This is a genomic window from Listeria marthii, from assembly GCF_014227425.1.
GTDB classification, from domain to species: domain Bacteria; phylum Bacillota; class Bacilli; order Lactobacillales; family Listeriaceae; genus Listeria; species Listeria marthii.
Window position 1 is genome coordinate 103,560 of record NZ_JAASWB010000001.1, and the last position, 25,716, is coordinate 129,275.

Below are 25,716 nucleotides of genomic sequence, written 5' to 3' on the forward strand. Positions count from 1 at the left end.
TATTCCTATTCCTCCTCTAAAAATAAGATTTCTTCGTTTTCAAGTGAGGCAATTCGTGCTAGTGAATAAACTGGAATCCCTGTTTTATTTAATAATTCGCGCCCTTGTTGGAACGATTTTTCAATCACAATTCCAATACCTGCGACTTTCGCTCCGGCAAGCTCAGTAATTTCAAGTAAACCTAAAGCCGCTTGACCATTTGCAAGAAAATCATCAATCACTAAAATCGTGTCATCCGCCGTTAAAAATTGTTTCGATACGGAAATATCATTCGATTCTTTTTTTGTGTACGAATAAACCGTGCTCGTATACAAATTATCCGTTAACGTCACCGATTTTTTCTTCCGTGCGAAAACAACTGGTACGGAAAGCGCAAGTCCCGCAAACACAGCCGGTGCGATACCCGATGATTCAATCGTTACGATTTTGGTAATCCCTAAATCTTGGAACCGTTTAGCAAATTCATTTCCCATCGCTTGCATTAAAATCGGATCAATTTGATGATTTAAAAATGCATCTACTTTTAAAACATTGCCGGGTAAAACCGTTCCTTTTTCTTGAATAAACTCTTCCAGTAATTTCAAAGCTATTCTCCTTTCAAAATAAAAAAACTGCTCCTCTAAATTTAGAGAAGCAGTATAGAAGCCACCAATTTTCGGGGTGACTTCTTTATACAAACTACTCATAGTCCGGTTATTTACGGTAACCAGGTAGAAACTCGTCGCCCAATCGCAACTATTATACAAGTATTTCGGTTTTAAGTTATGTTGTTTATTATAGCTTTCTAAAGGAGCACGGTCAAGCTAATTTTTTACTTATTAAACTGGTACACATAAGCGTATCTTTTTTCTAGTAGATCTAGTAAATACGTAGGATTTAAGCCTTCTCCTGTTGTATCTGTTAAAATTTCTAGTGGTTTTTTCGTTTTACCAAATTTATGGACGTGTTCAGTTAACCATGTTTTTAACTCCGTATAATCATCACTTGCGATAATCGCATCGATATTCGGAATTTCTTTTTGCATTTGATGATAGAACTGCGCCGCGTACATTAAACCAAGTGCATATGATGGGAAATAACCGAAATCGCCACCAGCCCAGTGGATATCTTGGAGTACACCATTTGTATCATTATCCGGACGAATGCCTAAGTACTCTTCGTATTTATCGCCCCACGCTTTTGGCAAATCTTTTACTTCAAGCTCGCCATTAATAAGCGCTTTTTCTAGTTCATAACGAATCATAATATGCAGTGGGTAAGTTAATGTATCAGCTTCAATTCGAATCAGCGAACTTTCGGAAATATTCACCGCACGATAAAAATCTTCCAACTTCACATTATCAAAAGCCGGTTTAGTTATCGCCTGAAAATCAGCATAATTACTTTTCCAAAACGCCAAACTAGAACCAATAATGATTTCATAAAATAAGGATTGAGATTCGTGAATTCCCATTGAAGCCCCGTTTGCAAGTGGTGTTCCTACAAGAGACGCATCAAAGTTTTGTTCATAAATCGCGTGACCACCTTCGTGAATCGTACCAAAAACAGCCATTTTAAAATCATTTTCATTATAACGTGTCGTAATCCGAACATCGCCAGTATTTAAGCCAGTCGCAAATGGATGAACGGTTTCATCTAAACGACCCGCTTCAAAATCAAAGCCCATTTTATTCAAAATGCGAATGCTAAATTCTTTTTGTTTTGCTTCGGAAATTTTTGTGTTTAAAATCGATGCATCTGGCTTTACGCCTTCGTTCGCGATTTTTTCGCGAATCGCCATAATGCCATCACGTACTTTTTCAAAGACAGAATCAAGTACAGAAACCGTCACGCCTGGCTCATATTGATCAAGTAATGTGTCATATTTATTTTCTTCATAGCCCCAATACTCCACAAATTTGCGCTTCATTTCTAGAATTCTTGTTAGGAATGGCTCGAATGCCGCAAAATCATTTTGTTCACGGGCAGTTGTCCAAGCTGTTTCGGCTTGTGCAACCAGTTTCGTATATTCCGCGTATTCTTTGCTTGGGATTTTTTTATTTAAATCATATGTTTTTTGAGATTCTTCTAAAGTTTTACGAGTGATTTCGGATAGATTTTCTTTATCTTGGTTAAGTCCGGCAATAAAAGCAGCCATTTCTTCAGATGTTTGCATATTGAAAATCTCTTCGGAAAGAACGCCAATGACGTCTGAGCGGCCTTCCATTCCTTTTGATGGTGCGCCTGTACGAAGATCCCAGTAAACTAAAGCGAGTGCTTCTTCCAGTGCTTCCATCTTTTTAATATACGCTAAAAATTCCTCTTCTAATGTTCCTACCAAACTTAACTCCTCCATTCAATCAATCTTCTTTTTTAGGACGTGGTTTTCTTGGACCCCAGTATTGATATAAATCTGTGCGCAAGTAACCATTATATAATTTCCGTTTTTTCGTCGCTTTTTTGCCATAAACTTCTTCAAACAATTCATACGAAGTCAGCACATAAACAGACCATGTTGGCATCCGTTTGTAAACAATACCCATTTCGCGGTATAGTTGGCGCACTGCTTCCTCGTCTTCCAAACGTTCCCCGTACGGTGGATTTGCAACAACAACCCCGTACTCATCTTCTGTTTGGAAATCAGCTACTTGCAGTTGTCTAAAGGTAATTAAGTCCCCAAGACCCGCTTCAACCGCATTTTGTTTCGCGATTTCGATTAAGCGCGCATCAATGTCGCCACCGATAATATTTAGCGGTTGATCATAGTTAGCTAAATCTTCGGCTTCTTGTCTCGCATCTGCCCAAATTTGCTTCGGCATCCAGTCCCATGTTTCCGATACGAATTCACGGTTGAATCCCGGCGCGATATTTTGCCCAATAAGAGCTGCCTCAATAGGAATCGTCCCCGAACCACATACAGGATCATAAAATGGTCTATCCGGGTGCCAGCTAGTAAGTAACACAAGTGCCGCCGCCATTGTTTCTTTGATTGGCGCGCTACCTTGCGCTAAACGATAACCACGTTTATGTAATCCCGCACCACTCGTATCAATCGTTAGCGTCACTTCATCTTTTAAAATAGAAACTTCTAGCTTAAATAACGCGCCTGTTTCCATCAAACGACCAGAACGACGATATTTTTCACTGACACGATTAACGATCGCTTTTTTCACAATCGCTTGGCAGTCAGGCACACTATAAAGCGTTGACTTAACTGATTTTCCGGCCACAGGAAACTGTGCATCTAGCGGCAGGTAATCTTCCCAAGGTAAAGCTTTCGTCTTTTCAAACAGTTCATCAAATGTTGTTGCTTTAAAAACGCCGACAACAATCTTCACACGATCCGCAACACGTAGCCAAAGATTCGCTCTAGCAATTGCGGATAAATCTCCTTCAAAATATACCTTACCGTTTTCTACTTTTGGGTCATAGCCTAAACGTGCTACTTCTTTCCCAACAATCGCTTCTAAACCAGAAGCAGCCGTCGCCACCAACTGAAATGTTTTCATTGTGTCCCATCCTTTAATTAAATTTCTAATGAAAAAAAGCTGTTTTAAGAGGAGGAGTTTTGTTTTAAATAGGCATTCAACCAGGTCGAACACCCACCTTAAAACTTGCGCTCCGGCCTTCTAAAACAGCCTTCAATGTTAAATTAATCCTGAAAATAACGCTCTGTAAGCCATGTTCTGTTCTTTACTACATACAGGGTAATAGTAAAGAGATAACCATCTATCTGCGCGAAAATTAATTCGCACCTCGTCCCTTGTTCTTGATTCCTCGGGAAAAGTGCCCCTACCATAAGTTTGAGTTTCTCGCTCGTGGGGTTTACCTCGTTCCACTTCCGAGCATTTCTGCCGGAACTTCGTCACTGTGGCACCTTCAAGGTTATAAGACCATATCCGAAGACTTAGGTCATTCACCTGCCGTCAAACCGGAAATCCGGAATGCCCTGGCTTATTGTTTGACCAGGCACGATCACTACGGGCATCACAGCACCGTGCGAGCATGGACTTTCCTCTGCTTTCAAAAGAAAACAGCGATTATCCGAACGTTATTCATAAATTCTTAACTTACTTATACTAGCACACCTATTCGTTATCGTCCAGCTTATTTCCAAAAACATGTTTTTCTAAATTAGAAAGACGTTTTAGAATGTCAAAGTTGGTCGTTCCAGCAGGTTGTGCCGCTGCTTGGAAAGTTGGTGCAGGTTGTGTTGATGTTCTTAGTGGCGCGCTATCAAGTTCTTGTACAAGTCGAATATTTTCAGCTTGAAGAGCCTCGATTTCTTGCGTGAAAGTACTGTAGTCTTTAATTACCATGTCTAAAAACTCATCAACATCTTCTGGACTATAGCCACGAAGCCCAGTTTTAAATTCTTTTTCCAAAATTTCTTTACCTGTTAAGTGATACTCAAATTGTTCCGAAGTCATATAACTCCACCTCTATCTCTATTCTTACGTATTTTTGTTCTAATAAGATACTTACCCTTATTTTTTCAAATCTCACACCATTTGTCAATCTATTCGAGTATTTTTTATGAAAATAACTATTTGCTTCTATATTAAAAGGTTTGATTCATATCCTCTACAACCTCTTGAAGTGCATAAAAATCAATGCATTCTAAAAAATAACTAGCTTGTTCTTTCGCTTGAACAGCACGGTCATAAAAAAATTTCGGTGAGCCTTCTTTTTCTAAATCATACACAAGTAATGCCCCGTCCGTATTGTCGATAATAAAACCATCTCTTGCCGCAAATTGCGCCGGACTTTCATAAGGACGCTTCGTAATAAACGCATGATAGTCGGCTTTTTCTCGTACTTCGGTTGCCCATAACTGGTTTGCTTCGTTCCAATTAGCACTTTGTTTTTCAAATGGTTCGAGAATAGCTAGCTTAATCGGATATTCTGCTTTTAAATCGGCCACCACTTCCCCTGCCCAAAGTTCAATCCCTAACTGTCCAGAAATAATCACCCATTCTAAGCCATCCTCCACAAGTGGGACTAAATGACGCTTCATTGCTTCCTTAATAAAAACCGCTTCATCCGCATCCTTTTTAAAAATCCCTAGTTCAAAATTTTTGTATCCCGTCACTGCGATGGATTTCACATCAATTCCTCTTTTCTTTTTAAGAAATCTCTCACTCTTGTTAGTGTATACTTGGTAGACTGGTAGTGATCAAGGAAATGTTTGTAAAAAGACTTTCCATTAAATGCACTTACTGCCGTCATTTGAACATTATCACAAGCTTGCCTTAATTGCAGTTCTCCTAAATAAGGAGGACGCTCTTTGTTTACCCATGGAATCGCTAATTCTAAAAACGCATCCGCGCTATCCTTTGCTTCATCCACGAATGGTTTCATATCTTTATAAAAATCAAACGGCTTTGCTTCTTCACGATTACTAAGATATAGTTCCCAGTTTTTTTCGTTCTGAAGAAGTAATTTTTCCGTGCGGTTTAAAAGTTCCATTCTATCACTCTTTTCTTCACATTTTCAATTACTTCAAGCATAGCATAGGACAGAAAATCTTGCCTAAAATTAGATTATTAGTTAAAATATGGTAAAATAGACGAAGGTACGTTCTATTTATGAGGTAGTTTCTTGCCGAAAAGAGCTATTCTGCATTTAATTCGTACTATCATTTTCATTTTTATTTGTTATAATAGATGATAGTCTAAATTTCAGAATAGAATTTTTCTGATAGAGGTGAAAAAAATGGCTATTGGTTATCCTAACGGCAAAAAGTATGCAGCGAGTCCTGAGGGTCTTCCTCAAAAAAAACGGAAAGCTCCTGTAACTTATGGTAAGCGAGGTATGTCCTTGGAAGATGACTTGAATGATACAATTGCGTATTATTTAACCCACGAAATTGCAGTCATCCACAAAAAACCTACCCCTGTCCAAATTGTCAGCGTGGACTATCCAAAAAGAAGTAGTGCCAAAATTAAGGAAGCCTACTTCAAAACACCATCCACAACAGATTATAATGGTGTCTATAAAGGAAAATATGTTGATTTTGAAGCAAAAGAAACTCAAAATACAACTTCTTTTCCGTTGAGTAATTTTCACGATCACCAAATGACACACATGATCAACGTCTTAAAACAAGATGGTATCGTTTTTGTCATTATTGCTTTCCAAAAACTCGGAGAAACTCATTTCATTCCCTTTGAGAAATTTTACCCGTTTTGGGAACGCATGCAGAGTGGTGGTAGAAAATCAGTCACTATAGCAGAAATACAAGATGTATCAGACCAAATTCCTTATGGTCTAAATCCAAGGCTTGACTTCTTGCAATCAATAGATAAATTATACTTCTAGTCAAACCTTTTTTAAAGGAGAGAGATTTTTAATGGCAGATAAACCGCAGACAAGATCTCAGTATCGCAAAAAACCAAGTGGCAATTCTAAAAAGAAACCGCAAAAACGCGGAAAACGTGTAGCGGCGAATATTTTCAAAACTATTTTCTTTGCAGGATTATTTTTCGCTTTCTTTGGTATTGCGGCTGGTGCAACTGTTTTTTACGGCTATGCAAAAGATGCACCTAAACTGACCGACTCCAAGCTACGAGATCCACTATCATCCAAGTTACTTGATAAGGATGGAAAAGTTTTCGCAGAAGTTGGAACCGAACGGCGGGAATATATTGAATACAAAGATATACCGGAAACACTAAAAAATGCAATTCTAACAACGGAAGATGCGCGTTTTTACGAACATGATGGTATTGACCCTATCCGACTTGGTGGGGCAGTTGTAGCTAACGTGACAGATGGCTTTGGGGCAGAAGGAGCAAGTACCCTTTCCCAACAAATCATCAAAATGTCCTACTTAGACTACACAAACAAAACACTAGCTAGAAAAGCACAAGAAGCATGGTTAGCACTTCAATTAGAAGAAAAATATAGCAAAAATGACATCTTAGAAATTTATGTTAATAAAGTCTATATGTCTGACCGTGTCCATGGTATGCAAACAGCTGCCGAACATTATTTCGGTAAAAATGTGAAAGATCTTACGTTAGCTGAAACAGCGCTACTTGCTGGTATGCCACAAAGTCCAAACAACTACAACCCTTACGACCATCCAGAAGCAGCCAAAAAACGTCGTGATCAAGTATTAACAAACATGTATACACACGACAAAATCACCAAAGAACAAATGACGGAAGCTCAAAAAACACCAATTACTACTGGACTTCGCTCGAAAAAAGATCGTGCAGATAAAATTTACAAATACGATTCTTATGTAACACAAGTTTTAAGCGAAATTCCAAAAGAATATGATGTGTATCGTGATGGTTTAACTATTTACACAGCACTTGACCGTGATGCCCAAGAGTACACGGAAAAAATGCTTAATACAAACGAAATTGTGAACTTCACCGATGATGAAATGCAAGCTGGTATTGTGTTGCAAGATACAAAAACTGGCCGCGTTCAAGCAATCGGAGGCGGACGTAATCAGAAAGTTACGCGTGGTTACAACTACGCCACACAAGTAAAACGTTCGGTTGGTTCAACAATGAAACCTATCGCCGATTATGGCCCTGCTTTTGAATATTTAGACTGGTCAACTGCCCATATTTTAGAAGATGAACCGTATACTTATACTGGTGGCACTCCTATTAATAACTGGGACTTCGGTTATAAAGGACCAATTTCCGTAAGACAAGCCCTTTATCAATCGCGTAATATTCCAGCTCTAAAAACACTTCAAGCTGTTGGCTTAGATAAATCTGAGCAATTTGTTAATAAACTTGGCATCACGTATGATAAAGGTCAAAACGTAGAATCCAATGCAATCGGTGCAAATAGTTCCAACCCAATGCAAATGGCTGGTGCTTATGCCGCATTCGGTAACAAAGGAATTTACAACACACCACATACGGTTACTAAAATTGTTTTATCTGATGGACAAACCGAAATTGATACAGAACCGAAAAGCACCGTTGCGATGAAAGAATCCACTGCTTATATGGTCTCTGATGTTCTTAAAGACGTTCTTACTATCGGAACAGGTACCTCAGCAGCCGTACCAGGCGTTCCTGCTGCTGGTAAAACAGGTACAACGAATATCCCACCTGAATTCACTTCGAAGTACTACTACCCTAGTGGTGCTGCTCGTGACTCATGGTTTGCCGGATATACAACCAATTATTCTATCGCCGTATGGACCGGCTATGATGATAAGCAAAAATATGTTTCTGCGAGTGAACAAAAAATTGCTCAGCGCATGTTTAGTAAGTTGATGGCACATGCCTCTTCTGGCAAAACCACGTCAGACTTCAAAATGCCAAGTAATGTTGTTTCCGTTCCTATTCTGAAAGGTAGTAACCCAATCGCCCGTGCCGCAGAAGGTACAGCAAGCGATAAAGTAAGCTACGAATTGTTCTTATCAGGAACTGCACCAACAAAAACAGCTTCTACTCCAGAAGATGAGAAGAAAAAAGAAGAAGAAGCTAAGAAAAAAGCGGAAGAAGAAGCGAAGAAGAAAACTGAGGAAGAGAAGAAAAAAGAAGAAGAGGCTAAGAAAAAAGCAGAGGAAGAGAAAAAGGCTGAAGAAGCCAAAAATCTTACTGCCCCTGCCGGCTTAAGAGCAAGCTATAATGCCAGCTCTAAGCAAATAAATGTTTCTTGGTCTGCAGTAGATGGCGCAACCTATGAAGTAACTGTCAATGGCTCCACAACTACTGTATCTTCTACCTCCGTTTCGGTAAGTGGCGGCAATCCGGGTGACACAGTTTCCATTAATGTCGTCGCCGTCAAAGATGGTAAGAAAAGCCCAGCCTCCTCTACCACCGTTAAAATTCCAGATAGTTAATAAAAAAGAGCGGAAGATGATTAAATCATCTTCCGCTCTTTTTCTTATCGTTTTGCAATCAATTTACGTTGCTCTAACATTAATTCATTTAATTGTCGGAAACCTAAAAAAGTATTTCCTCGTTTTAAGACATATTCTAACCGCTCCTCTAAATTGAGTGGCTTCGTCTCCAATGTTTTAATTTGCTCCATTAAATTATCAAGTTGTACCGGCCGATGGTTACTCCAGAATAAAATAGATAAAAAAATACCGAGCGCATCTCTCACAGTAACAGGAGAAGGTTTTTTATGCACTTTTAAGTCTGCTTCCATACTTTCTGCCAGATTGGTCATATGTTTTGCCAATTTGCGACAAGCACGTGCTGTTTCATTTTTCCAAGGGATAACTCCCCCGCCTTTTGTAAAAAACTGTTGTTCCTGCCAAAATGGTAAGCCGCTTACGTAAATCGATTCTGGATCGTATTCTTCCAAAATCACATCTGGTGCAGGGAAATCCGGATGCGTTAATTCTACTGCATATTTAAATTCAGCCATCAAATCCCCTCACTTTCGCTTGTTTTTTTCCTTCTCTACACAAATAAAGTAAAGGGCATGTCGGACAATCAGGATTTCTCGCTTTGCAATGATATCTGCCAAAGAAAATCATGTAGTGATGCGCGTCTGACCAAAGTTCTTCTGGCAATTTTCTTTTCAGCGTTTCTTCTACTTCAACGACAGAGTCTTTCCATCTACAAATCCCTAGCCGTTTACTAATTCGTTCCACATGCGTATCTACTGCAATTGCCGGGATGCCAAAACCAACCGATAAAACAACATTGGCTGTTTTTCTACCAACGCCAGGTAGGCTTTCTAGTTCGGCATGTGTCCGTGGCACTTCACCATTAAATTCGGTTAAAATTTTCTCTGATAGTCCTTGGATATTTTTAGCTTTGTTGCGATATAAACCAATCGAACGAATATCGTCCATCAGTTCTTCTAGAGGAACAGCTAAATAGTCTTCTGGAGAATGATATTTTTCAAAAAGAGAGGCAGTTACACGATTTACTAAAACATCTGTGCACTGCGCAGATAACACAACAGCCACCAGCAATTCAAACGTATTTTTATGAATGAGCTCACAGTGTGCTGCTGGAAACATTTTTGCCATTTCTTCTATGCATAATACGGTTTGTTTATTTGATAACAATTTGGTTAAGTCACCCTTTTCTTTTTTCAAGCCAGTCGTATAATGGAATCGAACCTGCGCTTTTTTTCACTTCACTTTGATTAATTGTTTGACTCGTGCGACCATTTTGGTGAAACTCTTCTGCTACTCGTTTGGCGTCTTCAATGGTTTTAACCCCTTGTTTCGACCAGTTCAGAAGAATTCTATCAATATAGCGGAAATTTAATTTTTGGGAAATAACCGCTTCTTTTAAAGCTTCTTTAATTAAATCTGGGCTAGTTCGATCTTGCTCTACCCATGCCGATAACATTTCTGCTTCCATTGGCGAAAGCGGTCTTCCGAACTCGGCTTCGAACAGGCTATATAAATTGGTTTGTTGCTCTACTTGTTTTTCTTGTCTACTATCTGCTGCTTGATTTTCATATAAAGCGACTAATTTACCCCAAAGTGGCGCTAAATTATATTGCTCAGAAATCATTCGTGAATTATCTTGGCTTTGTTCGATGGCAATCATTCCTTTTTTCAGAATTGAATCCATCGTTTTAATTGTTTCTTCGAGCGAAAGTGTTGTTCTATTTGCTAACATTTCCATCGAAGGGAAGAATTCTGCTTCTGCTGCAAAAGATTGTATTTGAAGTAAAAGTACTAGTTCTATTTCGTTTAAGCCGATGACTGCATAGTTTTTTACTAGCACTTGCGGCAAAGTTACTTGCCCTTCAGCCATCCATTGTTCAAGAATTTTTGGATTCATTTTAAACACCTCACTACAAAATTATAACATGGTTTTCGAGGGAAAAATATAAAAGTACGGAGAAAATCACGAAATCAACTGGAAAAGATGATTTTCATTTACAGTCTGCACAAAAAAAGTGAAGCCAGTTAGTGGCCTCACTTTTTTACTTATGGATATAAACGGTTTAGTAAACGTGGGAACGGGATTGTTTCGCGAACATGTTCTGTTCCTGAAATCCATGCCACCGTACGTTCTAAGCCAAGTCCAAAACCGGAATGTGGTACGGAACCGTAACGAGCTAAATCAAGGTACCAGCTATACGCTTCTTGGTCTAGGTCGAAATCTTCCATTCTAGCTTGAAGTGTTTCTAAGTCATGAATACGTTCCGATCCGCCGATAATTTCTCCGTAACCTTCTGGAGCAATCATATCAGCACATAAAACAACTTGATCGTTTTCTGGATCTTCCGGCATATAAAATGGTTTAATCGCTTTTGGATAATGTGTAATGAAAACTGGTTTTTCGAAGCTGTCTGCAATCGCTGTTTCATGCGGCGCCCCGAAATCGTCTCCCCAAACAATATCGTCAAAGCCTAATTCGTGTAAACGCTCGATTGCTTCTGTATAAGTAATACGTGGGAACGGCGCAACCATTTTTTCTAAATGACTAACATCACGACCAAGGCGATCTAGTTCTAAGCGACAGTTATCAAGCACTGCTTTTACTAGAAAAGCCACGTAGTTTTCTTGTACTTGTAAGCTATCTTCTAATTTGTAAAACGCCATTTCTGGTTCAATCATCCAGAACTCAATTAAGTGACGGCGTGTTTTTGATTTTTCAGCACGGAAAGTTGGCCCGAATGAGAATACTTTCCCGAAAGCCATTGCTGCAGCTTCCATGTATAATTGACCACTTTGAGAAAGGAACGCATCTTCTTCAAAATATTTCGTATGGAAAAGTTCAGTTGTTCCTTCTGGTGCACTACCAGTCAAAATTGGTGGATCGATTTTTAGGAATCCTTCTTGATTGAAAAATTCATAACTAGCGCGGATAATTTCGTTACGGATTTTCATAATCGCGTGTTGGCGATTCGAACGTAGCCATAAATGACGGTGATCCATTAAAAATTCCGTACCGTGTTCTTTCGGTGTGATTGGATAATCATGCGATTCGCTAATCACTTCTACGCCTGATACAGCCATTTCATAACCAAACGGAGAACGTGTATCTTCGTTGATTGTTCCTGTTACAAACAGGCTTGTTTCTTGTGTTAACGCTTTGGCAGTAGCGAAAATATCATCGCCAACTTCTGCTTTTACGACAACGCCTTGCATAAACCCTGTTCCATCACGTAATTGTAAGAAAGCAATTTTACCGCTTGAACGCTTATTCGCAAGCCATGCTCCAATTGTTACTTCTTTTCCGACAAATTCGGATGCTTGATTGATTGTAATTTTCACTTGTCTACACTCCCTATTTCATAAAACTTTTGATTCGATTTATAGCTTCTTGGAATAAGTCTGGATTTGTTGCATAAGAAAGGCGTATATAATCGGGCATTCCGAATCCTGAGCCTGGAATGACTGCGACTTTCGCTTCTTCTAAAAGAGCTGCTACAAAAGCATCTACATCCTGAAAACCTTTTTTATGTGCCGCTTCTTTTACTTCAATAAAGAAATAAAAGGCGCCATCTGGTTTTTTCGGTTTAAATCCTGGAATACTGCTTAATTCTGGATAAAAGCGTTCCATGCGTTCTTCAAAAGCTTGATACATTTTTTCTGGAACTTCTTGGCTACCAACATAAGCTTCAAGTGCCGCATACTGGGCATTGGCTGTTGGGTTACTTGTTAAATGGTCCGCAAGTTTGCTCATTCCAGCAATGATTTCTTTATTTGCCGCTGCGTAACCAATCCGCCAACCAGTCATGGAATAGGCTTTAGAAACACCATTAATGACAATAGTTAGGTCGTATAAACGGTCACTTAGGCTCGCAATAGAGACTAAATCAGCTTTGTTTCCGTAGTATAATTTTTCGTATATTTCATCCGATAAAATGTAAATCTGATGTTTTTCAGCAACTTCACCAATTGCGATTAACTCTTCTTTTGTATAGCACATACCAGAAGGATTATTCGGTGAATTTAAAACTATTGCTTTTGTTTTTTCAGTAATTGCTTGTTCAAAATTTGCTGCTGAAATTTTGAAATCGGCATCAAAACCAGTTTCTACAAAGACAGGAATTCCGCCTGCTAATTTTACTTGTTCTGGATAAGTTACCCAATATGGAACTGGAATAATGACTTCATCGCCCGGATCTAAAATCGTTTGAAACGCAGAATAGAGTACGTGTTTAGCTCCTGTACCTACGAAAATTTGGTTCGTTTCATAGTTTAAGAACTGATCATTTTTGAGCTTATCGACAATCGCTTGTTTTAGCTCAATGATTCCACTGGAAGGCGTATATTTGGTGAAGCCTTTGTTCATGGACTCGATTGCTGCATCGATGATATTTTGCGGCGTGTTAAAATCTGGTTCCCCAGCGCCTAATCCGATAACATCAATTCCTTCTTGTTTCATTTGTTTTGCTTTAGCCGTAATCGCGAGTGTTGGCGACGGGGCTACCCCTTTGACACGTTTTGATAACGGTAAGTCCATTTTATTCCCTCCTCCAATTTAGTTACAAGTTTTCAATTTCTCTGTACCATTCACCTGTTTCAAAGTTAATGTCAAAGTAGTTTAGCTTGTCATTCTTATCTAAGTAGGCAACTTCCCAAATCGGTGTTTCTTTTTCCATGCCTAAGTTCACATGTAAAATTTTCTTTGGGCTTTTTTCTTTTGTTACTTTGTCGCGTGCTTGTTTTTCTGTGATGCCATCAGATGCGAACTTAACATATACTTTGTCGGATTTCTTCTTTGGAACCCAGACGATGATATTCTTATTCTCACTGTTCTTGCCAGTTAATACGTAATACACTTCTTTTGGACCATTGTACAGATAAAATTGATCTGTTGTCTTTAAGTCGACTTGGCCACTTATTCGATCTAAGGCTTCGGTTTCTGCACTAGATACAGGTTTTTCTGCCGATCTAAAGTACAGAAAAGCCAACACGATAAGCACAATAATTATGCCGAGAATAATCGCTATCCATTTGCCAATCTTACGCTTAGGTTTTCTATTTCGCAAAATTATCTCGCTCATTTCTATTTATAAATTACCGAAGTTCGTCCGGCGATATGCATTTTCATTTTCGCATAGATACATTATAGCAATAGCCGCCTAAGATTTGAAGTCATATCAGGAAAAATTTAACCTTCCTTAAAGAATTCACTCACTTCTTCTAATAAATCAGCTTGTTTTCCTTTTAAAATAGGGGCGCTTGGGATGGATTCCAAAAAGGCTTTCCCAAATTTCGTCGTATCTACTCGGTTATCAAAAACAAATACAATTCCCCGGTCGGATTCTCGTCTAATCAATCGACCAAAACCCTGCTTAAATCGCAGAACTGCCTCTGGTAAAGAGTAGGTTTGGAAGGCATTTTCACCGCGTTCTTTTCGAAGCGATATTTGTGCTTTCGTATACGGATCGTCCATTGGTGCAAACGGTAAGCGAACAATTACAAGGCACGATAAGTCTTCACCTGGAATATCAATCCCTTCCCAAAAACTCGTCGTCCCAAGTAAAATCGCTTTATCAAACATTTGGAATTGTTTCGTGAGTCGTGCCGCACTTCCTGCTGAAACACCTTGTGCAAGAACAACATATTCTTCTAACGATTTCTCGTTTTTCATATGATAATACGTTTTTTGCAACATATCGGATGCCGTGAACAGAACGAGCATACGTCCCTTTGTTTTGACAGCAATATGACGAATATATTTAGCCAGTTCCGCCGTGTAGCGCTCGATTGGCGTATCTTTAATCGGTGGCATATCATCCGGAATCATCACGCGCGCATTTTCTTTATAATCAAATGGTGAAGGAATCCGTTTTTCCACGATTTGTTCTTCTTCCAAACCGAGACTTTTCCGTAAATAATCGAATTTACCTTTTACAGTTAAAGTTGCTGAAGTCATAATGACACTTTCTTTTTTCGCGAAAAATTCTTTGCCAAGCGTTGGCTCCACTTCCATGAGTACTGCCTTTAAGCGGATACTCGAAATAGAGTGATTTTTGTCAGCTTGTAAATAAATTGTCAAAATAGGTGATTTTTTATGCAACATTTGTTCCAGCTGCTTCACCATGTTTTTCCAATCCAGTAAAAAGGCATACATTTCTTCTAAAAAGGCACTCTCAGCCTCGCCTAGCTCATTTTCTTCTCGTTTGCCTTGCTCTAATAATGTTTCCATATTTTTTTCGGATTCTTGCAGTAAATACAACACTTTTTCGGCAGCGTAGTAAACTTTGTCATTCCAAGCATCTTTTTCACTGTTTTCTACTAAGACCACTTCTTGCAAATTTTTACGCGCAACGTTCAACTGCATTTTTAAAAGGGCAAAGAATTCTTCTACAGCCTCACCTAGCTTCATTGCCGCAATATCTAAATCATATAAACTATCCGCTTCTGGGAAAGCCATTGCTAACCTTGTTAAAAGAGAATATTTTTCTAATGAACCTAACTGATTCAAAAAGTATTTTAATTTTCGGTAAGAAAGAATAAAGCTTCCTTGCGTGCGGGCACTATCTGCAAAATGATGGGCTTCATCGATTACCGCAAATGCATACTTGGGCAACGTTTCTCTTCCTGAAAAATGATCATTTAGTAGTAATGCGTGATTGACGATAACTAAATCGGCATTTTTCGCTTGTTTAATGTTGAATTTATAGAAATCATGCGCGAGCCACGGATCATGTTTTTCCGATAAAAACCAGCCAGTGTGCTTCATTCGATTCCAGAATAATTCCCCACCACTGGATAAATTCACTTCATCAATATCGCCAGTCGTTGTTTCTGTAAGCCAGACAAGTAGTTTTAGCTTCGTAACAACCACATCATATTGTGCATCGCCTTCTTGCAGTAACTGCTCAAATTTAAATAAATTCAAATAATGGTCGCGCCCTTTAAGTAGACTTGCTTTGACTTTAAATCCTGTTAGTTTCGTTAACAATGGCACATCTTTTTCATATAATTGGGCTTGCAGTAAGTTCGTATATGTACTAATAACAACTGGTAACTCGGCTTGTTTAGCTTGATAAATCGCTGGTAAAAAGTACCCTAATGACTTCCCAATCCCCGTTCCTGCTTCAATCAGCGCATGCTTGCCTGACTTCATCGCTTGGAAAACAAGGTTCATCATTTCAAATTGACCACTTCTAGCGTAAAGCGGCGCCCCTGCTTTCTTAAATAAAGCCATTTTGGCATCATCTGTTTCGGGAAATTCAAGTGAATCGGCCCTACTATAAGTTGGCTTTTGGACTTCTTTTTTACGAATTACTAACCCGCGATGTTCCACAAAAGCTGGATCAAGTGGCTGATTAGCTCGTTCTTTTCTCATTTCGATTTCAAATAATAGCTCTGGTAAATAACTTTTCAGGCTGCCTGAAATAGTCGTCATTTGCCGGATAACTGGTAGCGGCAAATTTTCTAGTTTCTCTAATAATAAAAGTAGCAAATCGGCCGTTACTTCCGCATCACTATCCGCGCGATGCGGCTTATCATGGCCTAGATTAAATTCATCTGATAAATCCTGTAATTTATAACTATCAATACCTGGATACATGATTCTAGCTAATTCCACGGTATCGAGTTTCTTCATTTTGCCAAGTGAAATTCCCGCACGAGTCATTTCCCGTTCTAAGAAAGTCCAATCAAAGGACACATTATGCGCCACAAAAATAGTATCTTCGAGTAAATTCGCGATAATCGGTGCCACATCTTCAAAAAGTGGGGCGTTTTTCACATCTTTTGGAGATATTCCCGTTAATTCTTGAATAAAAGCAGGAATCGGTTTTTCGGGGTTTAAAAAGGTGGAGTATGTTTCCAGCCGTTTTCCAGATTCGACAAAGCAAGCAGCGAACTGGATTATCCGGTCCTCACGTGAAGCTTGATTTCCTGTTGTTTCTAAATCCACGACAATATAACGTTTCTGTTTCATCTGCTCCACCTCTTTCCTTAACTGCTTTTATTCAAAAATAACGATTCAAACAAACGAGTAGCTTGAGCAGAAATCCGCTCAAGCTCCCCGAACTAATTATAAAGTCGTGTGCGCTTTTTCTTCTGGAAGAATCATTTCAATATGATTTTTTTCATCTAAAACGACGATTTTTGGTTCATGTGTTTTTGCTTCTTCCGCAGTAAACATGCCGTAGCTCATGATAATAACTACATCGCCTACTTGGACGTGTCTTGCGGCAGCCCCGTTTAGGCAAATTACGCCACTACCTGGCTCGCCTGGGATTATATATGTTTCAATTCTTGCGCCATTATTATTGTTTACAATTTGCACTTTTTCATTTGGCAGCATATCCACCGCTTCTAAAATAGCAGAATCAATCGTAATACTTCCTACATAATTCAGATTGGCTTCCGTTACAGTCGCTCGGTGAATTTTGCCATTCATCATTGTTCTAAACATTGTTTACCGCCTCTTCACATTTATTAATTCATTATCGATTAAACGAGCTTTCGAGTACTTCACTGCCGCCGCAATAATTATCCCTTTGGACCAATCTGTTACTGGTGTAAATTCGGGATAAGCATATAACGCCAAATAAGCAATTTTCTCGTGGGATGTTTGCTCGTTGATTTTGTCTGTCATTACTTGCACGATTTTTGTTTCATCTGTTTCGCCGGATTCAATAAGCGCTCGACCCATTTGTAAAGCTGCGTGGATTACTGGTGCTTCCTTACGTTCTGTTTCTGTTAGGTAAACATTGCGCGAACTTTTTGCAAGTCCGTCCGCTTCCCTTACAGTGGCAATGATTCGCAAGTTCACTGGGAAAAAGTAATCTTCTACCAAGCCAGAAACAACGGCTACTTGTTGGGCATCTTTTTGACCAAAGTAAGCATTGTCTGGACTCACTAAATGAAACAGCTTCGTTAAAACTGTTACTACTCCATCAAAATGGCCTTCTCGGTCAGCGCCGTCGAGTACCGAAACACGCTTAACGACGTGCAGTTTCGTTGCTAATTCAGTCGGATAGATTTCTTCTACAGTAGGTATAAATAAAATGTCTACGCCGCCTTGTTCTGCGAGCTTTGCATCGTGTGCTTCATCTCGTGGATAGGCATCAAAATCTTCGTTTGGACCGAACTGGGTTGGATTGACGAACACGCTCATAACGACAAAATCATTCTCTTTTCTCGCATGGCTGACAAGCGTCATATGTCCTTCATGTAAAAACCCCATTGTTGGCACGAAACCAATTGAATTATTCGCTTGTTTTTGTTTTAAAATGGCTTCTCTTAGTTCTTGTTTAGTTCGAATGATTAACATCTGCTATTCCCTTCCATAAAGGCCTTTTAAGTCTTCTTCGGCCATCGTAAAGCTATGTTTCACTTCTGGAAATGCTTGTGCTTTTACTTCTTTGACATAGCTTGTAAGTGCTGGTTCAATCGTTTCGTCGATATCCGCATAAGCTTTCACGAATTTGGCACGGCGAGTGATTCCATAACCGATAATGTCATGATAAACAAGGACTTGACCATCTGTTTCCACGCCTGCTCCAATACCAATTGTTGGAATAGAAAGCACTTTGGTTACTTTTTCAGCTAGTTGGCGAGGAATGGCTTCAAGCACAAGTGCAATCGCTCCTGCCGCTTCAACAGCTAAGGCATTATCAATCAATTCTTGCGCTTCTTGAGTGGATTTAGCACGTACTTTATAGCTTCCTGTTAAACCAACACTTTGTGGAGTTAGGCCAAGGTGAGCAACAACCGGAGCGCCGGCTTCTGTTAAACGAGCAATTTTATTAACGACTTCTCCTGCACCTTCTAGTTTGACTGCATGAGCGCCACTTTCTTGAATAATCTTACGTGCATTTTGAATTGTTTCATCAACCGAACCGTGGTATGTCATGAACGGCATATCGGTGACAACAAACGTATCCGGAGCCCCACGCTTCACGGCTTTTGTATGATGAATCATATCAGCAATCGTGACTGGCACGGTTGAATCGTAGCCTAATACTACCATTCCAAGTGAATCACCGACTAAGATCATATCTGCTTCTGCTTGTTCTACGTTCTTAGCAGAAGGATAGTCATAAGCGGTAATCATCGTGATTTTCTCTCCGTTTTCTTTCATAGCAAAAAAGTCTACTGGTCTTTTCATTTTCTTAGCTCCTTTTCGTCCCTGTTAAATTACTTTAATCAAGGCAAAAAACATATTTTTATTAGTAGCGTTAGTATGATCCAATAAAGGTATCATCCATTCATTGCTACCATATGTATAATAACATAAATAGATGCTTACTTAAAGTATGCAAATTGAAGAGAGGTCTATGCTTAGACCTCTTTACTCACTTTATCCATCCATTTGGTTAATTTTTCTGGTTCGTCTGTTGCTGCATAGGTTGATACCACTTTTCCATCCTTTAAATAGACCATTGTTGGGACAGAATCAATATCCATCTCTTTTAAAAGGGCAATCATATCATCGCGGCTTTTTTCGGATGCTTTATCCGTGTTATAGTAAGCCATTTTTTGATCTGGTTGTCTTTTTTCCAGTTCTTTCTTTAGGATTGGTTGAAACGCTTGGCAATCTTCGCATGTTGGGCGGCCAACGTAAACAAATCCAGTTGTTTTATCGGCCATTTTTTGTTTAAAATCTTTGGTGGAAATAGTATTTAAAAAGGTCGAACTTTCTTTTTCAGTTTGGTTCGCCTTCTCTTCGGTTTCTTTTTTATTATCGCCACATGCTCCGAGCGTAAGAACGACGGTAATTAGCGCTAATAGTAATAGGATTTTTTTCATTAAAACAGCTCCTTCGTGTTTATTATACTTGATTTTTTTCAAAAAAGAAAAACTCGAAAAAGTGATTTTCACACTGTGTTTTCGAGTTAAAAGATATGTTTTCAGTTACTTTACTATGGTTAAAACATGGTTTTTCAGGTAGTTTCGTTATTTTTCATTATCTAGCAAAATATCTGCTGAATAGATTGAATGAACCTCGCCTAGCGAATCTTGCAGTAAGAGGACGCCTTCATCAGAAATACCTTTTACTTGTCCGTGGATTTTGCCTTTTGTTGTACTGGCGGTTAGCTTCTCGCCAAAGGGAATTGCTTTTGTTTCCCAAAGTAGTTTTATTGGCGCAAATCCTTTATCAAGGAAAAGTTCATAATATTTCTCTAAAGCTACTAAAATTTCTTGTAATAGTGCTTTTCGCGAGATACTTTCGCCGAGTTCCAGTTTAAGTGAACTGGCTTTGTCTTTGATTTCTTCGGGGAATTCTTGTTGATTTACGTTGATACCCATGCCAATAATGACAGCATGAATAGTTTCTGCTTCGGCTTGCATTTCTGTTAGCACACCGCAGATTTTACGTTTACCGATGTAAATGTCATTGGGCCATTTGATTTTCGGTTCTAGTTTTGTGACATTTTCAATCGCTTCTGTGATAGCAAGTGAGGCGATAAAAGTGAACTGTGGTACTTTTTGAATCGGGATTTGTGGTTTTAAAATCACACTCATCCAAATGCCTTCCCCTTTTTTAGAATTCCAAGGGCGAAGTAAGCGACCTTTTCCCGCGGTTTGCTCATCGGCTACAATAACGGTTCCTTCTGGGCTTGCCTCGATTTGTTGATGGGCAATGATTTGTGTGGAGCTCACCGATTCATGTATTTCTAAATGCTGACCGATGAATGTTGTCTCTAAACCGAGTAGGAGTGCATCTTTCGTGTACTGTTCTGCGGTTGCTGATAAACGGTAACCACGATTTCTGACTGCTTCGATTTCAAATCCTTCTTTGCGGAGTGCCTCCATTTGTTTCCAAACGGCGGTCCGCGAACATCCTAGGCTATCCGCAATTTCTTGCCCGGATAAATAGGCGCCATCACTTTCTGTAAATAACGCCAGTAATTTTTCCCGATTATTCTTCATGAAAGCCTAGCCACCTTTTAATCTGATTTTTTTCATTGTTTATTTCGCTTGAAAGGATGGCACACTCTAGTTTATCAAGTGTTTCCTTTACCCAAGGACCAGCATTTTCTCCGGACCATTTTAGTAAATCAGCGCCAGTAATTGCTAGGTCTTTTTTGGAGTGAATTGGTAGAGCTGCGTATGCTTGGTTGAGCGCTTGTTGCTTGTCTTCTTGGCCACGAAGGACATTTAGTTCATTCACTAAGGAAAAGACTGGCTGCCCAGCATGGTAAAGTTCTTCTGTTTGCCAGATTTCTTTCCTATCGAACGCATCTTGATACGCTTTGTTTACAAGTTGAATAGTCTTATTTGGTAGTTTCCAAGCTTTTAAAAACGCGGTAACGTTACTCGGTTTTACGGCAACTACTAGTCCGAGCCAAATTACTTCTTCACTTATACGTTTTGCCCAGTCCCAGCTAGCAAATTCAGTGAGCGCGGCTTTTTCTCCTTGTAAGCCCGGCAAATATGTTTCCATTTCGACTTTTAGAAGTAGATCCATCGCTCGTTTTACTGCGGGTCCTTTAATCATTTTAATCCATTCGACCGTGATTCGTTCAACGGAAGTGTGCTGTAATAAGGCAATTTGGCTTCCTAAAGCATTTTCCGTTTCTTTATCAAGCTCAAAATCAAGCTGACTAAGAAAGCGGACTGCGCGCATCATTCTTAGCGCATCTTCATGAAAACGTTCCGAAGCTTTGCCAACAGCTTTGATTTCTTTGTGTTGAATCGCTAATTGTCCGGCAAACGGATCGTGTAAATCGAAATGTTCGTCCATCGCAATCGCGTTCATCGTAAAGTCACGGCGTAGTAAGTCTTCTTTTAGCGAGCGAATAAATGTTACTTCGCTTGGGCGCCTAAAATCCTCATACGTCCCTTCTGTTCGAAAAGTGGTCACTTCATAACATTCTTTATTTTCTCTAACGGTAACTGTTCCGTGCGCAATTCCAGTATCATAAGTAGATTGGAAAATTTCCTTTACTTCTTCTGGAAAAGCACTAGTTGCAATATCTACGTCGGAAATTGTTCTATTTAGCAAGTAATCTCTGACAGATCCGCCAACAAAATACGCTTCAAATCCCGCTGTAGTTAATTTTTGCAATACAGGAAGCGCTTTTAGAAAAACGTCATTCATCTGTCATCGCTCCTTTATTCATCATTCCGTCTTAAATCTCGCCAATCGAGGAAACCTGCTCCTAATCCGCGAATTAAAATTTCTGCTGTACCAATATTTGTCGCTAAAGGAATTTCGTATACATCGCATAATCGAATAAGCGCCGTCACGTCTGGTTCATGTGGCTGGGCGGTTAATGGATCGCGCAAGAAAATAACAAGGTCCATTTTATTTTCGGAAATACGCGCGCCAATTTGCTGGTCACCGCCAAGCGGACCTGATTTAAAACGATGCACCGTTAAGCCCGTTGCTTCGATGATTCGTAAACCCGTTGTCCCTGTTGCATATAATTGATGCGGTTCGAGCAAATGTTTATATGCAGTTGCAAATCCAACCATTAAATCCTTCTTTTCATCGTGCGCAATTAATGCGATATGCATCTCATTCACCTATCCTTAGTCTAAAATATTTTCTAAGCCATAAATAAGTGTTTCTAGTTCTTTCGTTTTGCGAACCGAAAGCGCTACGCCAGACATAAAGGAAATTCGGTCATAGGAATCGTGGCGAATCGTTAAGCCTTGTCCTTCTGCCCCGAAAATCACTTCTTGATGTGCTACAAGTCCCGGTAAACGCACGCTATGGATACGCATGCCTTCATATTCTGCTCCTCTTGCACCTTCAATAAGTTCAACTTCTTCGGCTGCACCTTGTTTAACAAATTCGCGAGTTTCCGCCATCATTTCCGCCGTTTTAACAGCTGTTCCACTTGGCGCATCTAATTTATTATCATGATGTAACTCAATGATTTCAACGTTTGGGAAGTATTTAGCTGCTTTTTGTGCGAATTGCATCATCAGTACCGCACCTACAGCAAAGTTTGGCGCAATTAACGCACCGATTTTTTTCGATTCCGCAATCGTTCTTAATTCCGTGATTTGTTCTGGTGTAAAGCCTGTTGTACCAACGACCGCGCGTACACCGTGTTCTAAAATAGTTTTCATGTTACTATACCCAACTTTAGGTGTCGTAAAATCAACAACGCAATCCGGTTTTACTGTTTCTAACATCTCGCTTAAATTACCATAAACTGGTACGTCTAATGAGCTAAACTCAACAATTTCGCGGATATTTTTTTCTTTCGGCTCGTGGTCAAGTACCGCCACCAACTCCAAATCGGCTTCTCTTAAAACGGTTTTTACAACCTCGTGTCCCATTCTTCCTTTAAATCCAGATACTGCTACTCTCATTTTGCTTTTTCCTCCTTTTTCGTCCAGCGGTCTTTATCGCGCTCTTTAAATTTCGCCATAACCGTGTCGTGTGCTTGTTCCATATCAATATCAAGTGAGTTGGCCATACACGTAAGGACAAACAGGCAATCGCCAAGTTCCTCTGCGACGGTTTTAGTTGGTTCACTTGTTTTCTTCGGTTTTTCACCATAATAATGATTAATTTCTCTGGCTAATTCTCCCGTTTCTTCTGTAATTCGCGCCATCATTGCGAGTGGGGAAAAGTAACCTTCCTCGAATCCACCAATGAAATCATCCACTTCTTTTTGTATTTCTGCCATTGTTTTCGCCATCGGTTTTCCCCCTTTTTGTGGTAAACTAAAATTGGTTTTAAGACTAATTGTTAACTTCATTTCATTATACCTAAACAAATACATACAAGTCCATGATTTTTTACTTACATATTAAATAGGTTTCAAGGAGGGAAAAAGCTATGCTAAAAACACTTCGTATGAAAAATATTTGCTTTATTATGCTTGGTACAGCGATTTACGCATTTGGATTAGTTAATTTTAATATCGCTAATAATCTCGGAGAAGGCGGACTGGCAGGGGTAACCCTATTCCTACTCCACTTCTTCCAAATTGATCCTGCTTATTCTAACTTAATCTTGAACATTCCCTTGTTTATTTTAGGTTGGCGTGTGCTCGGTAATCGTTCGCTCATTTATACTGGTATTGGTACAGTGAGTTTGTCGCTGTTCTTATGGATTTTTCAGCGCATTCCTTATACGTTAGATTTACATAGTGATTTGCTGCTAGTAGCGCTTTTTGCTGGTGGCTTTAGTGGAATCGGACTTGGGCTTGTGTTTCGCTACGGCGGGACAACTGGAGGCAGTGATATAATTGCCAAATTGCTTAACCATACAAAAGGAATTAGTATGGGACGCACGCTGTTTGCGATTGATGCGATTGTGCTCGTTGCCTCACTCTCTTATTTGGACGTTCGCCAAGTAATGTACACACTTGTTGCTGTGTTCATCGGTTCTCGGGTAATCGATTTTGTCCAAGAAGGAGCTTATGCGGCTCGTGGCGCACTGATTATTTCCAAAGATAATGACGCGATTGCTTCCCATGTGATGCTCGCAATGAACCGCGGTGTGACGGTACTTGAAGGTCGCGGCGGTTTTTCGAAAAATGAACAAGATGTTCTTTATATCGTTGTTGCAAAAAATGAAATTGTCCAATTAAAAAACATTGTTCAAGCGATCGACCCGCACGCCTTTGTTTCTGTAAGTGTCGTTCATGATGTGATGGGAGAAGGTTTCACGCTGGATGAAAATAAAAATCCTATTTACTAATGTATTTACTTGGTTCGTAGTTTTCTAAAGCTAATTCGACCGAATTTCCGAGGGCCAAATCTGCCAAAATCTTGCCGACATAAGGTCCAGTAGTTAATCCAGAAGCACCAAGTCCATTTGCTAAGAAAACCGATTCAAATTCTGGTAACTGTCCAATCAGTGGCGCAAAATCTGGCGTATAGGGCCTCGTGCCAACAGCTACACGCGCGACTTTACGCGTCAAATCACCTTCCATAAAATGCGTGACTTCCGTTAAAATTTCCGTTTTTCCTGCTGCTGTTGGCTCCGTATTGAAGCCGGCAGCTTTTTCATGTGTGGCACCGACAATAATTTTCCCATTATCAAACGGAACAATCGATTTGGGGCTAGGCGGTAATATCACTGGCCAATCATCCGTTTCAAACTCACTAAAATCAAGTTCCAACAACTGCCCTTTTTGCGCTAAAACATCCGTATGAAATCCAGCTTCTGCTAGCAAATCTGCCAACCAAGCACCAGATGCGATAATTAATTTATCGTAACTTTCTCGTTCCCCGTCAACAAATACTTCCCCGTTTGCCGAAAAATGAGCGCGTCCCGATTTTATTTTCACGCCATTTTCTTTCGCAGCGGAAAGTAACGTTTCACAAAATAAGCCACCATTCACGCGTGCTGCTCCACTGACATAAACAGAACCAAATCCCGGTTTAACGAGCGGAAATTTCTGTTTTGTTTCTGCTTCTGATAATTGTTCAATTTCGCCCATAACATCCGCTTCCAAACGTCTTTCTTTCGCGAGGTTAAACAGTTCCGTTACTTTTTCTTCTGTCTGCCGAAGTGCGAGCACACCAACCTGTTTGTAACCTGAATCGCGGCCAGTTTCTTCCTCCAACATCTGTGCTATTTCCTTATAAAAAGCCGCACTGTTTTTCGCCAGTTCATACCAATATTTATTCCGCCTTTTGGAAAGCCACGGACAAATAATTCCCGCCGCGGCACGTGTTGCTTGCCCCGGCTCACCAGAATCAATTAATGTTACTTCCACATTTTCTTTTGATAATAAATATGCTGCGCTGGCTCCAACAATTCCACCGCCGATGATGACTATTTTTTGCATGATTACACCCCTCTATATCAATTGTGACACAAGTTGACTTTTTCAAGACTCTTTGTAATAATATGTGAAAATAGTTAAGTTTACAAACTACTAAAAATCCTCTACTTCATTCTATCCATTGTACTGAAATCCAGCTTTAATTACAAA

Annotated in this window: 26 protein-coding genes, 1 other RNA gene and 1 riboswitch; of the genes, 3 read left to right on the forward strand and 24 right to left on the reverse strand. The window is 39.7% G+C overall.

Features of this window, described 5'->3' with window-relative positions; genetic code table 11:
- Nucleotides 1-5: 5 nt before the first annotated feature.
- From HCJ55_RS00550 to HCJ55_RS00580, 7 genes are all read right to left on the reverse strand, one after another.
- Complete coding sequence (locus HCJ55_RS00550) at nucleotides 6-584, reverse strand: xanthine phosphoribosyltransferase (protein ID WP_185505982.1); 579 nt, start codon at nucleotides 582-584, stop codon at nucleotides 6-8.
- 81 nt (nucleotides 585-665) lie between these two features.
- Nucleotides 666-766, reverse strand: a riboswitch (purine riboswitch).
- Between the two features lie 45 nt (nucleotides 767-811).
- Entirely contained in the window at nucleotides 812-2,320 is a 1,509-nt protein-coding gene (locus HCJ55_RS00555) for a carboxypeptidase M32 (protein ID WP_120012762.1), read from the reverse strand.
- Between the two features lie 19 nt (nucleotides 2,321-2,339).
- Entirely contained in the window at nucleotides 2,340-3,488 is a 1,149-nt protein-coding gene (locus tag HCJ55_RS00560) for a THUMP domain-containing class I SAM-dependent RNA methyltransferase (protein WP_003732062.1), read from the reverse strand.
- A 161-nt stretch (nucleotides 3,489-3,649) separates the two neighbouring features.
- Nucleotides 3,650-4,031, reverse strand: an RNA gene (gene rnpB, locus HCJ55_RS00565) — RNase P RNA component class B.
- Between the two features lie 36 nt (nucleotides 4,032-4,067).
- Nucleotides 4,068-4,409, reverse strand: coding sequence for a cell division regulator GpsB (gpsB, locus tag HCJ55_RS00570; protein WP_185502044.1), 342 nt, complete (start codon nucleotides 4,407-4,409; stop codon nucleotides 4,068-4,070).
- Nucleotides 4,410-4,540: 131 nt separating this feature from the next.
- Entirely contained in the window at nucleotides 4,541-5,086 is a 546-nt protein-coding gene (locus tag HCJ55_RS00575) for an SLOG family protein (RefSeq protein ID WP_008948224.1), read from the reverse strand.
- Nucleotides 5,083-5,448, reverse strand: a complete 366-nt coding sequence (locus HCJ55_RS00580; RefSeq protein ID WP_185505984.1) for a YppE family protein — start codon at nucleotides 5,446-5,448, stop codon at nucleotides 5,083-5,085. Before HCJ55_RS00580 ends, HCJ55_RS00575 begins: the two co-directional genes overlap by 4 nt.
- A 246-nt stretch (nucleotides 5,449-5,694) precedes the next feature.
- On the opposite strand from HCJ55_RS00580, the gene recU reads away from it, so the two are divergent.
- Both recU and HCJ55_RS00590 read left to right on the forward strand, forming a co-directional pair.
- Entirely contained in the window at nucleotides 5,695-6,300 is a 606-nt protein-coding gene (gene recU / locus HCJ55_RS00585; RefSeq protein ID WP_185392061.1) for a Holliday junction resolvase RecU, read from the forward strand.
- Nucleotides 6,301-6,331: 31 nt separating this feature from the next.
- Nucleotides 6,332-8,803, forward strand: a complete 2,472-nt coding sequence (locus tag HCJ55_RS00590; RefSeq protein ID WP_185502042.1) for a penicillin-binding protein 1A — start codon at nucleotides 6,332-6,334, stop codon at nucleotides 8,801-8,803.
- 44 nt (nucleotides 8,804-8,847) lie between these two features.
- Here the strand turns inward: HCJ55_RS00590 and HCJ55_RS00595 are convergent, their stop codons facing one another.
- The 16 genes from HCJ55_RS00595 to HCJ55_RS00670 all read right to left on the reverse strand — a co-directional run bounded on the left by HCJ55_RS00595 (nucleotide 8,848) and on the right by HCJ55_RS00670 (nucleotide 23,466).
- Nucleotides 8,848-9,336: a YpoC family protein gene (locus HCJ55_RS00595; protein ID WP_008948228.1), complete on the reverse strand. Its 489-nt coding sequence runs from the start codon at nucleotides 9,334-9,336 to the stop codon at nucleotides 8,848-8,850.
- Nucleotides 9,329-9,988, reverse strand: coding sequence for an endonuclease III (nth, locus tag HCJ55_RS00600; protein ID WP_008948229.1), 660 nt, complete (start codon nucleotides 9,986-9,988; stop codon nucleotides 9,329-9,331). Before nth ends, HCJ55_RS00595 begins: the two co-directional genes overlap by 8 nt.
- A 10-nt stretch (nucleotides 9,989-9,998) precedes the next feature.
- The gene (locus tag HCJ55_RS00605) at nucleotides 9,999-10,718 is read right to left on the reverse strand and encodes a DnaD domain-containing protein (RefSeq protein ID WP_185516629.1); all 720 of its coding nucleotides are present in this window, start codon (nucleotides 10,716-10,718) and stop codon (nucleotides 9,999-10,001) included.
- A gap of 149 nt (nucleotides 10,719-10,867) precedes the next feature.
- Nucleotides 10,868-12,160, reverse strand: coding sequence for an asparagine--tRNA ligase (asnS, locus tag HCJ55_RS00610; RefSeq protein ID WP_008948231.1), 1,293 nt, complete (start codon nucleotides 12,158-12,160; stop codon nucleotides 10,868-10,870).
- A gap of 13 nt (nucleotides 12,161-12,173) precedes the next feature.
- Nucleotides 12,174-13,355: a pyridoxal phosphate-dependent aminotransferase gene (locus HCJ55_RS00615; RefSeq protein ID WP_185502041.1), complete on the reverse strand. Its 1,182-nt coding sequence runs from the start codon at nucleotides 13,353-13,355 to the stop codon at nucleotides 12,174-12,176.
- A 22-nt stretch (nucleotides 13,356-13,377) separates the two neighbouring features.
- On the reverse strand, nucleotides 13,378-13,899 hold the full coding sequence (locus HCJ55_RS00620) for a cell wall elongation regulator TseB-like domain-containing protein (protein ID WP_185502040.1): 522 nt from the start codon (nucleotides 13,897-13,899) through the stop codon (nucleotides 13,378-13,380).
- Between the two features lie 107 nt (nucleotides 13,900-14,006).
- Nucleotides 14,007-16,793 (reverse strand): ATP-dependent DNA helicase DinG, 3'-5' exoribonuclease type, encoded by a 2,787-nt coding sequence (locus HCJ55_RS00625; protein ID WP_185516631.1) that lies wholly within the window; start codon nucleotides 16,791-16,793, stop codon nucleotides 14,007-14,009.
- A 96-nt stretch (nucleotides 16,794-16,889) separates the two neighbouring features.
- Nucleotides 16,890-17,273 carry an aspartate 1-decarboxylase gene (gene panD / locus HCJ55_RS00630; protein ID WP_003728013.1) on the reverse strand — a complete coding sequence of 128 codons (384 nt, stop codon included), beginning with the start codon at nucleotides 17,271-17,273 and terminating at the stop codon, nucleotides 16,890-16,892.
- Nucleotides 17,274-17,276: 3 nt separating this feature from the next.
- Entirely contained in the window at nucleotides 17,277-18,134 is an 858-nt protein-coding gene (gene panC, locus HCJ55_RS00635; RefSeq protein WP_185502038.1) for a pantoate--beta-alanine ligase, read from the reverse strand.
- A gap of 3 nt (nucleotides 18,135-18,137) precedes the next feature.
- A complete protein-coding gene (gene panB / locus HCJ55_RS00640) occupies nucleotides 18,138-18,971 on the reverse strand; it encodes a 3-methyl-2-oxobutanoate hydroxymethyltransferase (protein WP_185516633.1) in 834 nt (277 codons plus the stop codon).
- 173 nt (nucleotides 18,972-19,144) lie between these two features.
- On the reverse strand, nucleotides 19,145-19,612 hold the full coding sequence (locus tag HCJ55_RS00645) for a thioredoxin family protein (RefSeq protein ID WP_008948237.1): 468 nt from the start codon (nucleotides 19,610-19,612) through the stop codon (nucleotides 19,145-19,147).
- A gap of 147 nt (nucleotides 19,613-19,759) precedes the next feature.
- On the reverse strand, nucleotides 19,760-20,737 hold the full coding sequence (locus HCJ55_RS00650; RefSeq protein ID WP_008948238.1) for a biotin--[acetyl-CoA-carboxylase] ligase: 978 nt from the start codon (nucleotides 20,735-20,737) through the stop codon (nucleotides 19,760-19,762).
- The gene (locus tag HCJ55_RS00655; protein WP_185516635.1) at nucleotides 20,727-21,908 is read right to left on the reverse strand and encodes a CCA tRNA nucleotidyltransferase; all 1,182 of its coding nucleotides are present in this window, start codon (nucleotides 21,906-21,908) and stop codon (nucleotides 20,727-20,729) included. Before HCJ55_RS00655 ends, HCJ55_RS00650 begins: the two co-directional genes overlap by 11 nt.
- Nucleotides 21,909-21,922: 14 nt before the next feature.
- Nucleotides 21,923-22,327 carry a methylglyoxal synthase gene (gene mgsA, locus HCJ55_RS00660; RefSeq protein ID WP_003723016.1) on the reverse strand — a complete coding sequence of 135 codons (405 nt, stop codon included), beginning with the start codon at nucleotides 22,325-22,327 and terminating at the stop codon, nucleotides 21,923-21,925.
- 15 nt (nucleotides 22,328-22,342) lie between these two features.
- On the reverse strand, nucleotides 22,343-23,134 hold the full coding sequence (dapB, locus tag HCJ55_RS00665; RefSeq protein WP_185505989.1) for a 4-hydroxy-tetrahydrodipicolinate reductase: 792 nt from the start codon (nucleotides 23,132-23,134) through the stop codon (nucleotides 22,343-22,345).
- Nucleotides 23,131-23,466, reverse strand: coding sequence for a nucleotide pyrophosphohydrolase (locus tag HCJ55_RS00670; protein WP_008948241.1), 336 nt, complete (start codon nucleotides 23,464-23,466; stop codon nucleotides 23,131-23,133). Before HCJ55_RS00670 ends, dapB begins: the two co-directional genes overlap by 4 nt.
- Nucleotides 23,467-23,606: 140 nt before the next feature.
- Between HCJ55_RS00670 and HCJ55_RS00675 the strand changes: the two genes are divergently transcribed.
- Complete coding sequence (locus HCJ55_RS00675; protein ID WP_185502032.1) at nucleotides 23,607-24,473, forward strand: YitT family protein; 867 nt, start codon at nucleotides 23,607-23,609, stop codon at nucleotides 24,471-24,473.
- Here the strand turns inward: HCJ55_RS00675 and HCJ55_RS00680 are convergent.
- Nucleotides 24,463-25,569, reverse strand: a complete 1,107-nt coding sequence (locus tag HCJ55_RS00680; protein ID WP_185516637.1) for an NAD(P)/FAD-dependent oxidoreductase — start codon at nucleotides 25,567-25,569, stop codon at nucleotides 24,463-24,465. The genes HCJ55_RS00675 and HCJ55_RS00680 overlap by 11 nt on opposite strands.
- Nucleotides 25,570-25,716: the final 147 nt, after the last annotated feature.

Coding starts and splice junctions, on each gene's coding strand:
- HCJ55_RS00560 (WP_003732062.1), bottom strand. CDS start 3,488: ATGAAAACATTTCAGTTGGTGGCGACGGCTGCTTCTGGTTTAGAAGCG.
- gpsB (WP_185502044.1), bottom strand. CDS start 4,409: ATGACTTCGGAACAATTTGAGTATCACTTAACAGGTAAAGAAATTTTG.
- HCJ55_RS00580 (WP_185505984.1), bottom strand. CDS start 5,448: ATGGAACTTTTAAACCGCACGGAAAAATTACTTCTTCAGAACGAAAAA.
- recU (WP_185392061.1), top strand. CDS start 5,695: ATGGCTATTGGTTATCCTAACGGCAAAAAGTATGCAGCGAGTCCTGAG.
- HCJ55_RS00590 (WP_185502042.1), top strand. CDS start 6,332: ATGGCAGATAAACCGCAGACAAGATCTCAGTATCGCAAAAAACCAAGT.
- HCJ55_RS00595 (WP_008948228.1), bottom strand. CDS start 9,336: ATGGCTGAATTTAAATATGCAGTAGAATTAACGCATCCGGATTTCCCT.
- HCJ55_RS00605 (WP_185516629.1), bottom strand. CDS start 10,718: ATGAATCCAAAAATTCTTGAACAATGGATGGCTGAAGGGCAAGTAACT.
- HCJ55_RS00615 (WP_185502041.1), bottom strand. CDS start 13,355: ATGGACTTACCGTTATCAAAACGTGTCAAAGGGGTAGCCCCGTCGCCA.
- HCJ55_RS00620 (WP_185502040.1), bottom strand. CDS start 13,899: ATGAGCGAGATAATTTTGCGAAATAGAAAACCTAAGCGTAAGATTGGC.
- HCJ55_RS00625 (WP_185516631.1), bottom strand. CDS start 16,793: ATGAAACAGAAACGTTATATTGTCGTGGATTTAGAAACAACAGGAAAT.
- panD (WP_003728013.1), bottom strand. CDS start 17,273: ATGTTTAGAACAATGATGAATGGCAAAATTCACCGAGCGACTGTAACG.
- panC (WP_185502038.1), bottom strand. CDS start 18,134: ATGTTAATCATTCGAACTAAACAAGAACTAAGAGAAGCCATTTTAAAA.
- panB (WP_185516633.1), bottom strand. CDS start 18,971: ATGAAAAGACCAGTAGACTTTTTTGCTATGAAAGAAAACGGAGAGAAA.
- HCJ55_RS00645 (WP_008948237.1), bottom strand. CDS start 19,612: ATGAAAAAAATCCTATTACTATTAGCGCTAATTACCGTCGTTCTTACG.
- HCJ55_RS00650 (WP_008948238.1), bottom strand. CDS start 20,737: ATGAAGAATAATCGGGAAAAATTACTGGCGTTATTTACAGAAAGTGAT.
- HCJ55_RS00655 (WP_185516635.1), bottom strand. CDS start 21,908: ATGAATGACGTTTTTCTAAAAGCGCTTCCTGTATTGCAAAAATTAACT.
- mgsA (WP_003723016.1), bottom strand. CDS start 22,327: ATGCATATCGCATTAATTGCGCACGATGAAAAGAAGGATTTAATGGTT.
- dapB (WP_185505989.1), bottom strand. CDS start 23,134: ATGAGAGTAGCAGTATCTGGATTTAAAGGAAGAATGGGACACGAGGTT.
- HCJ55_RS00670 (WP_008948241.1), bottom strand. CDS start 23,466: ATGGCGAAAACAATGGCAGAAATACAAAAAGAAGTGGATGATTTCATT.
- HCJ55_RS00675 (WP_185502032.1), top strand. CDS start 23,607: ATGCTAAAAACACTTCGTATGAAAAATATTTGCTTTATTATGCTTGGT.
- HCJ55_RS00680 (WP_185516637.1), bottom strand. CDS start 25,569: ATGCAAAAAATAGTCATCATCGGCGGTGGAATTGTTGGAGCCAGCGCA.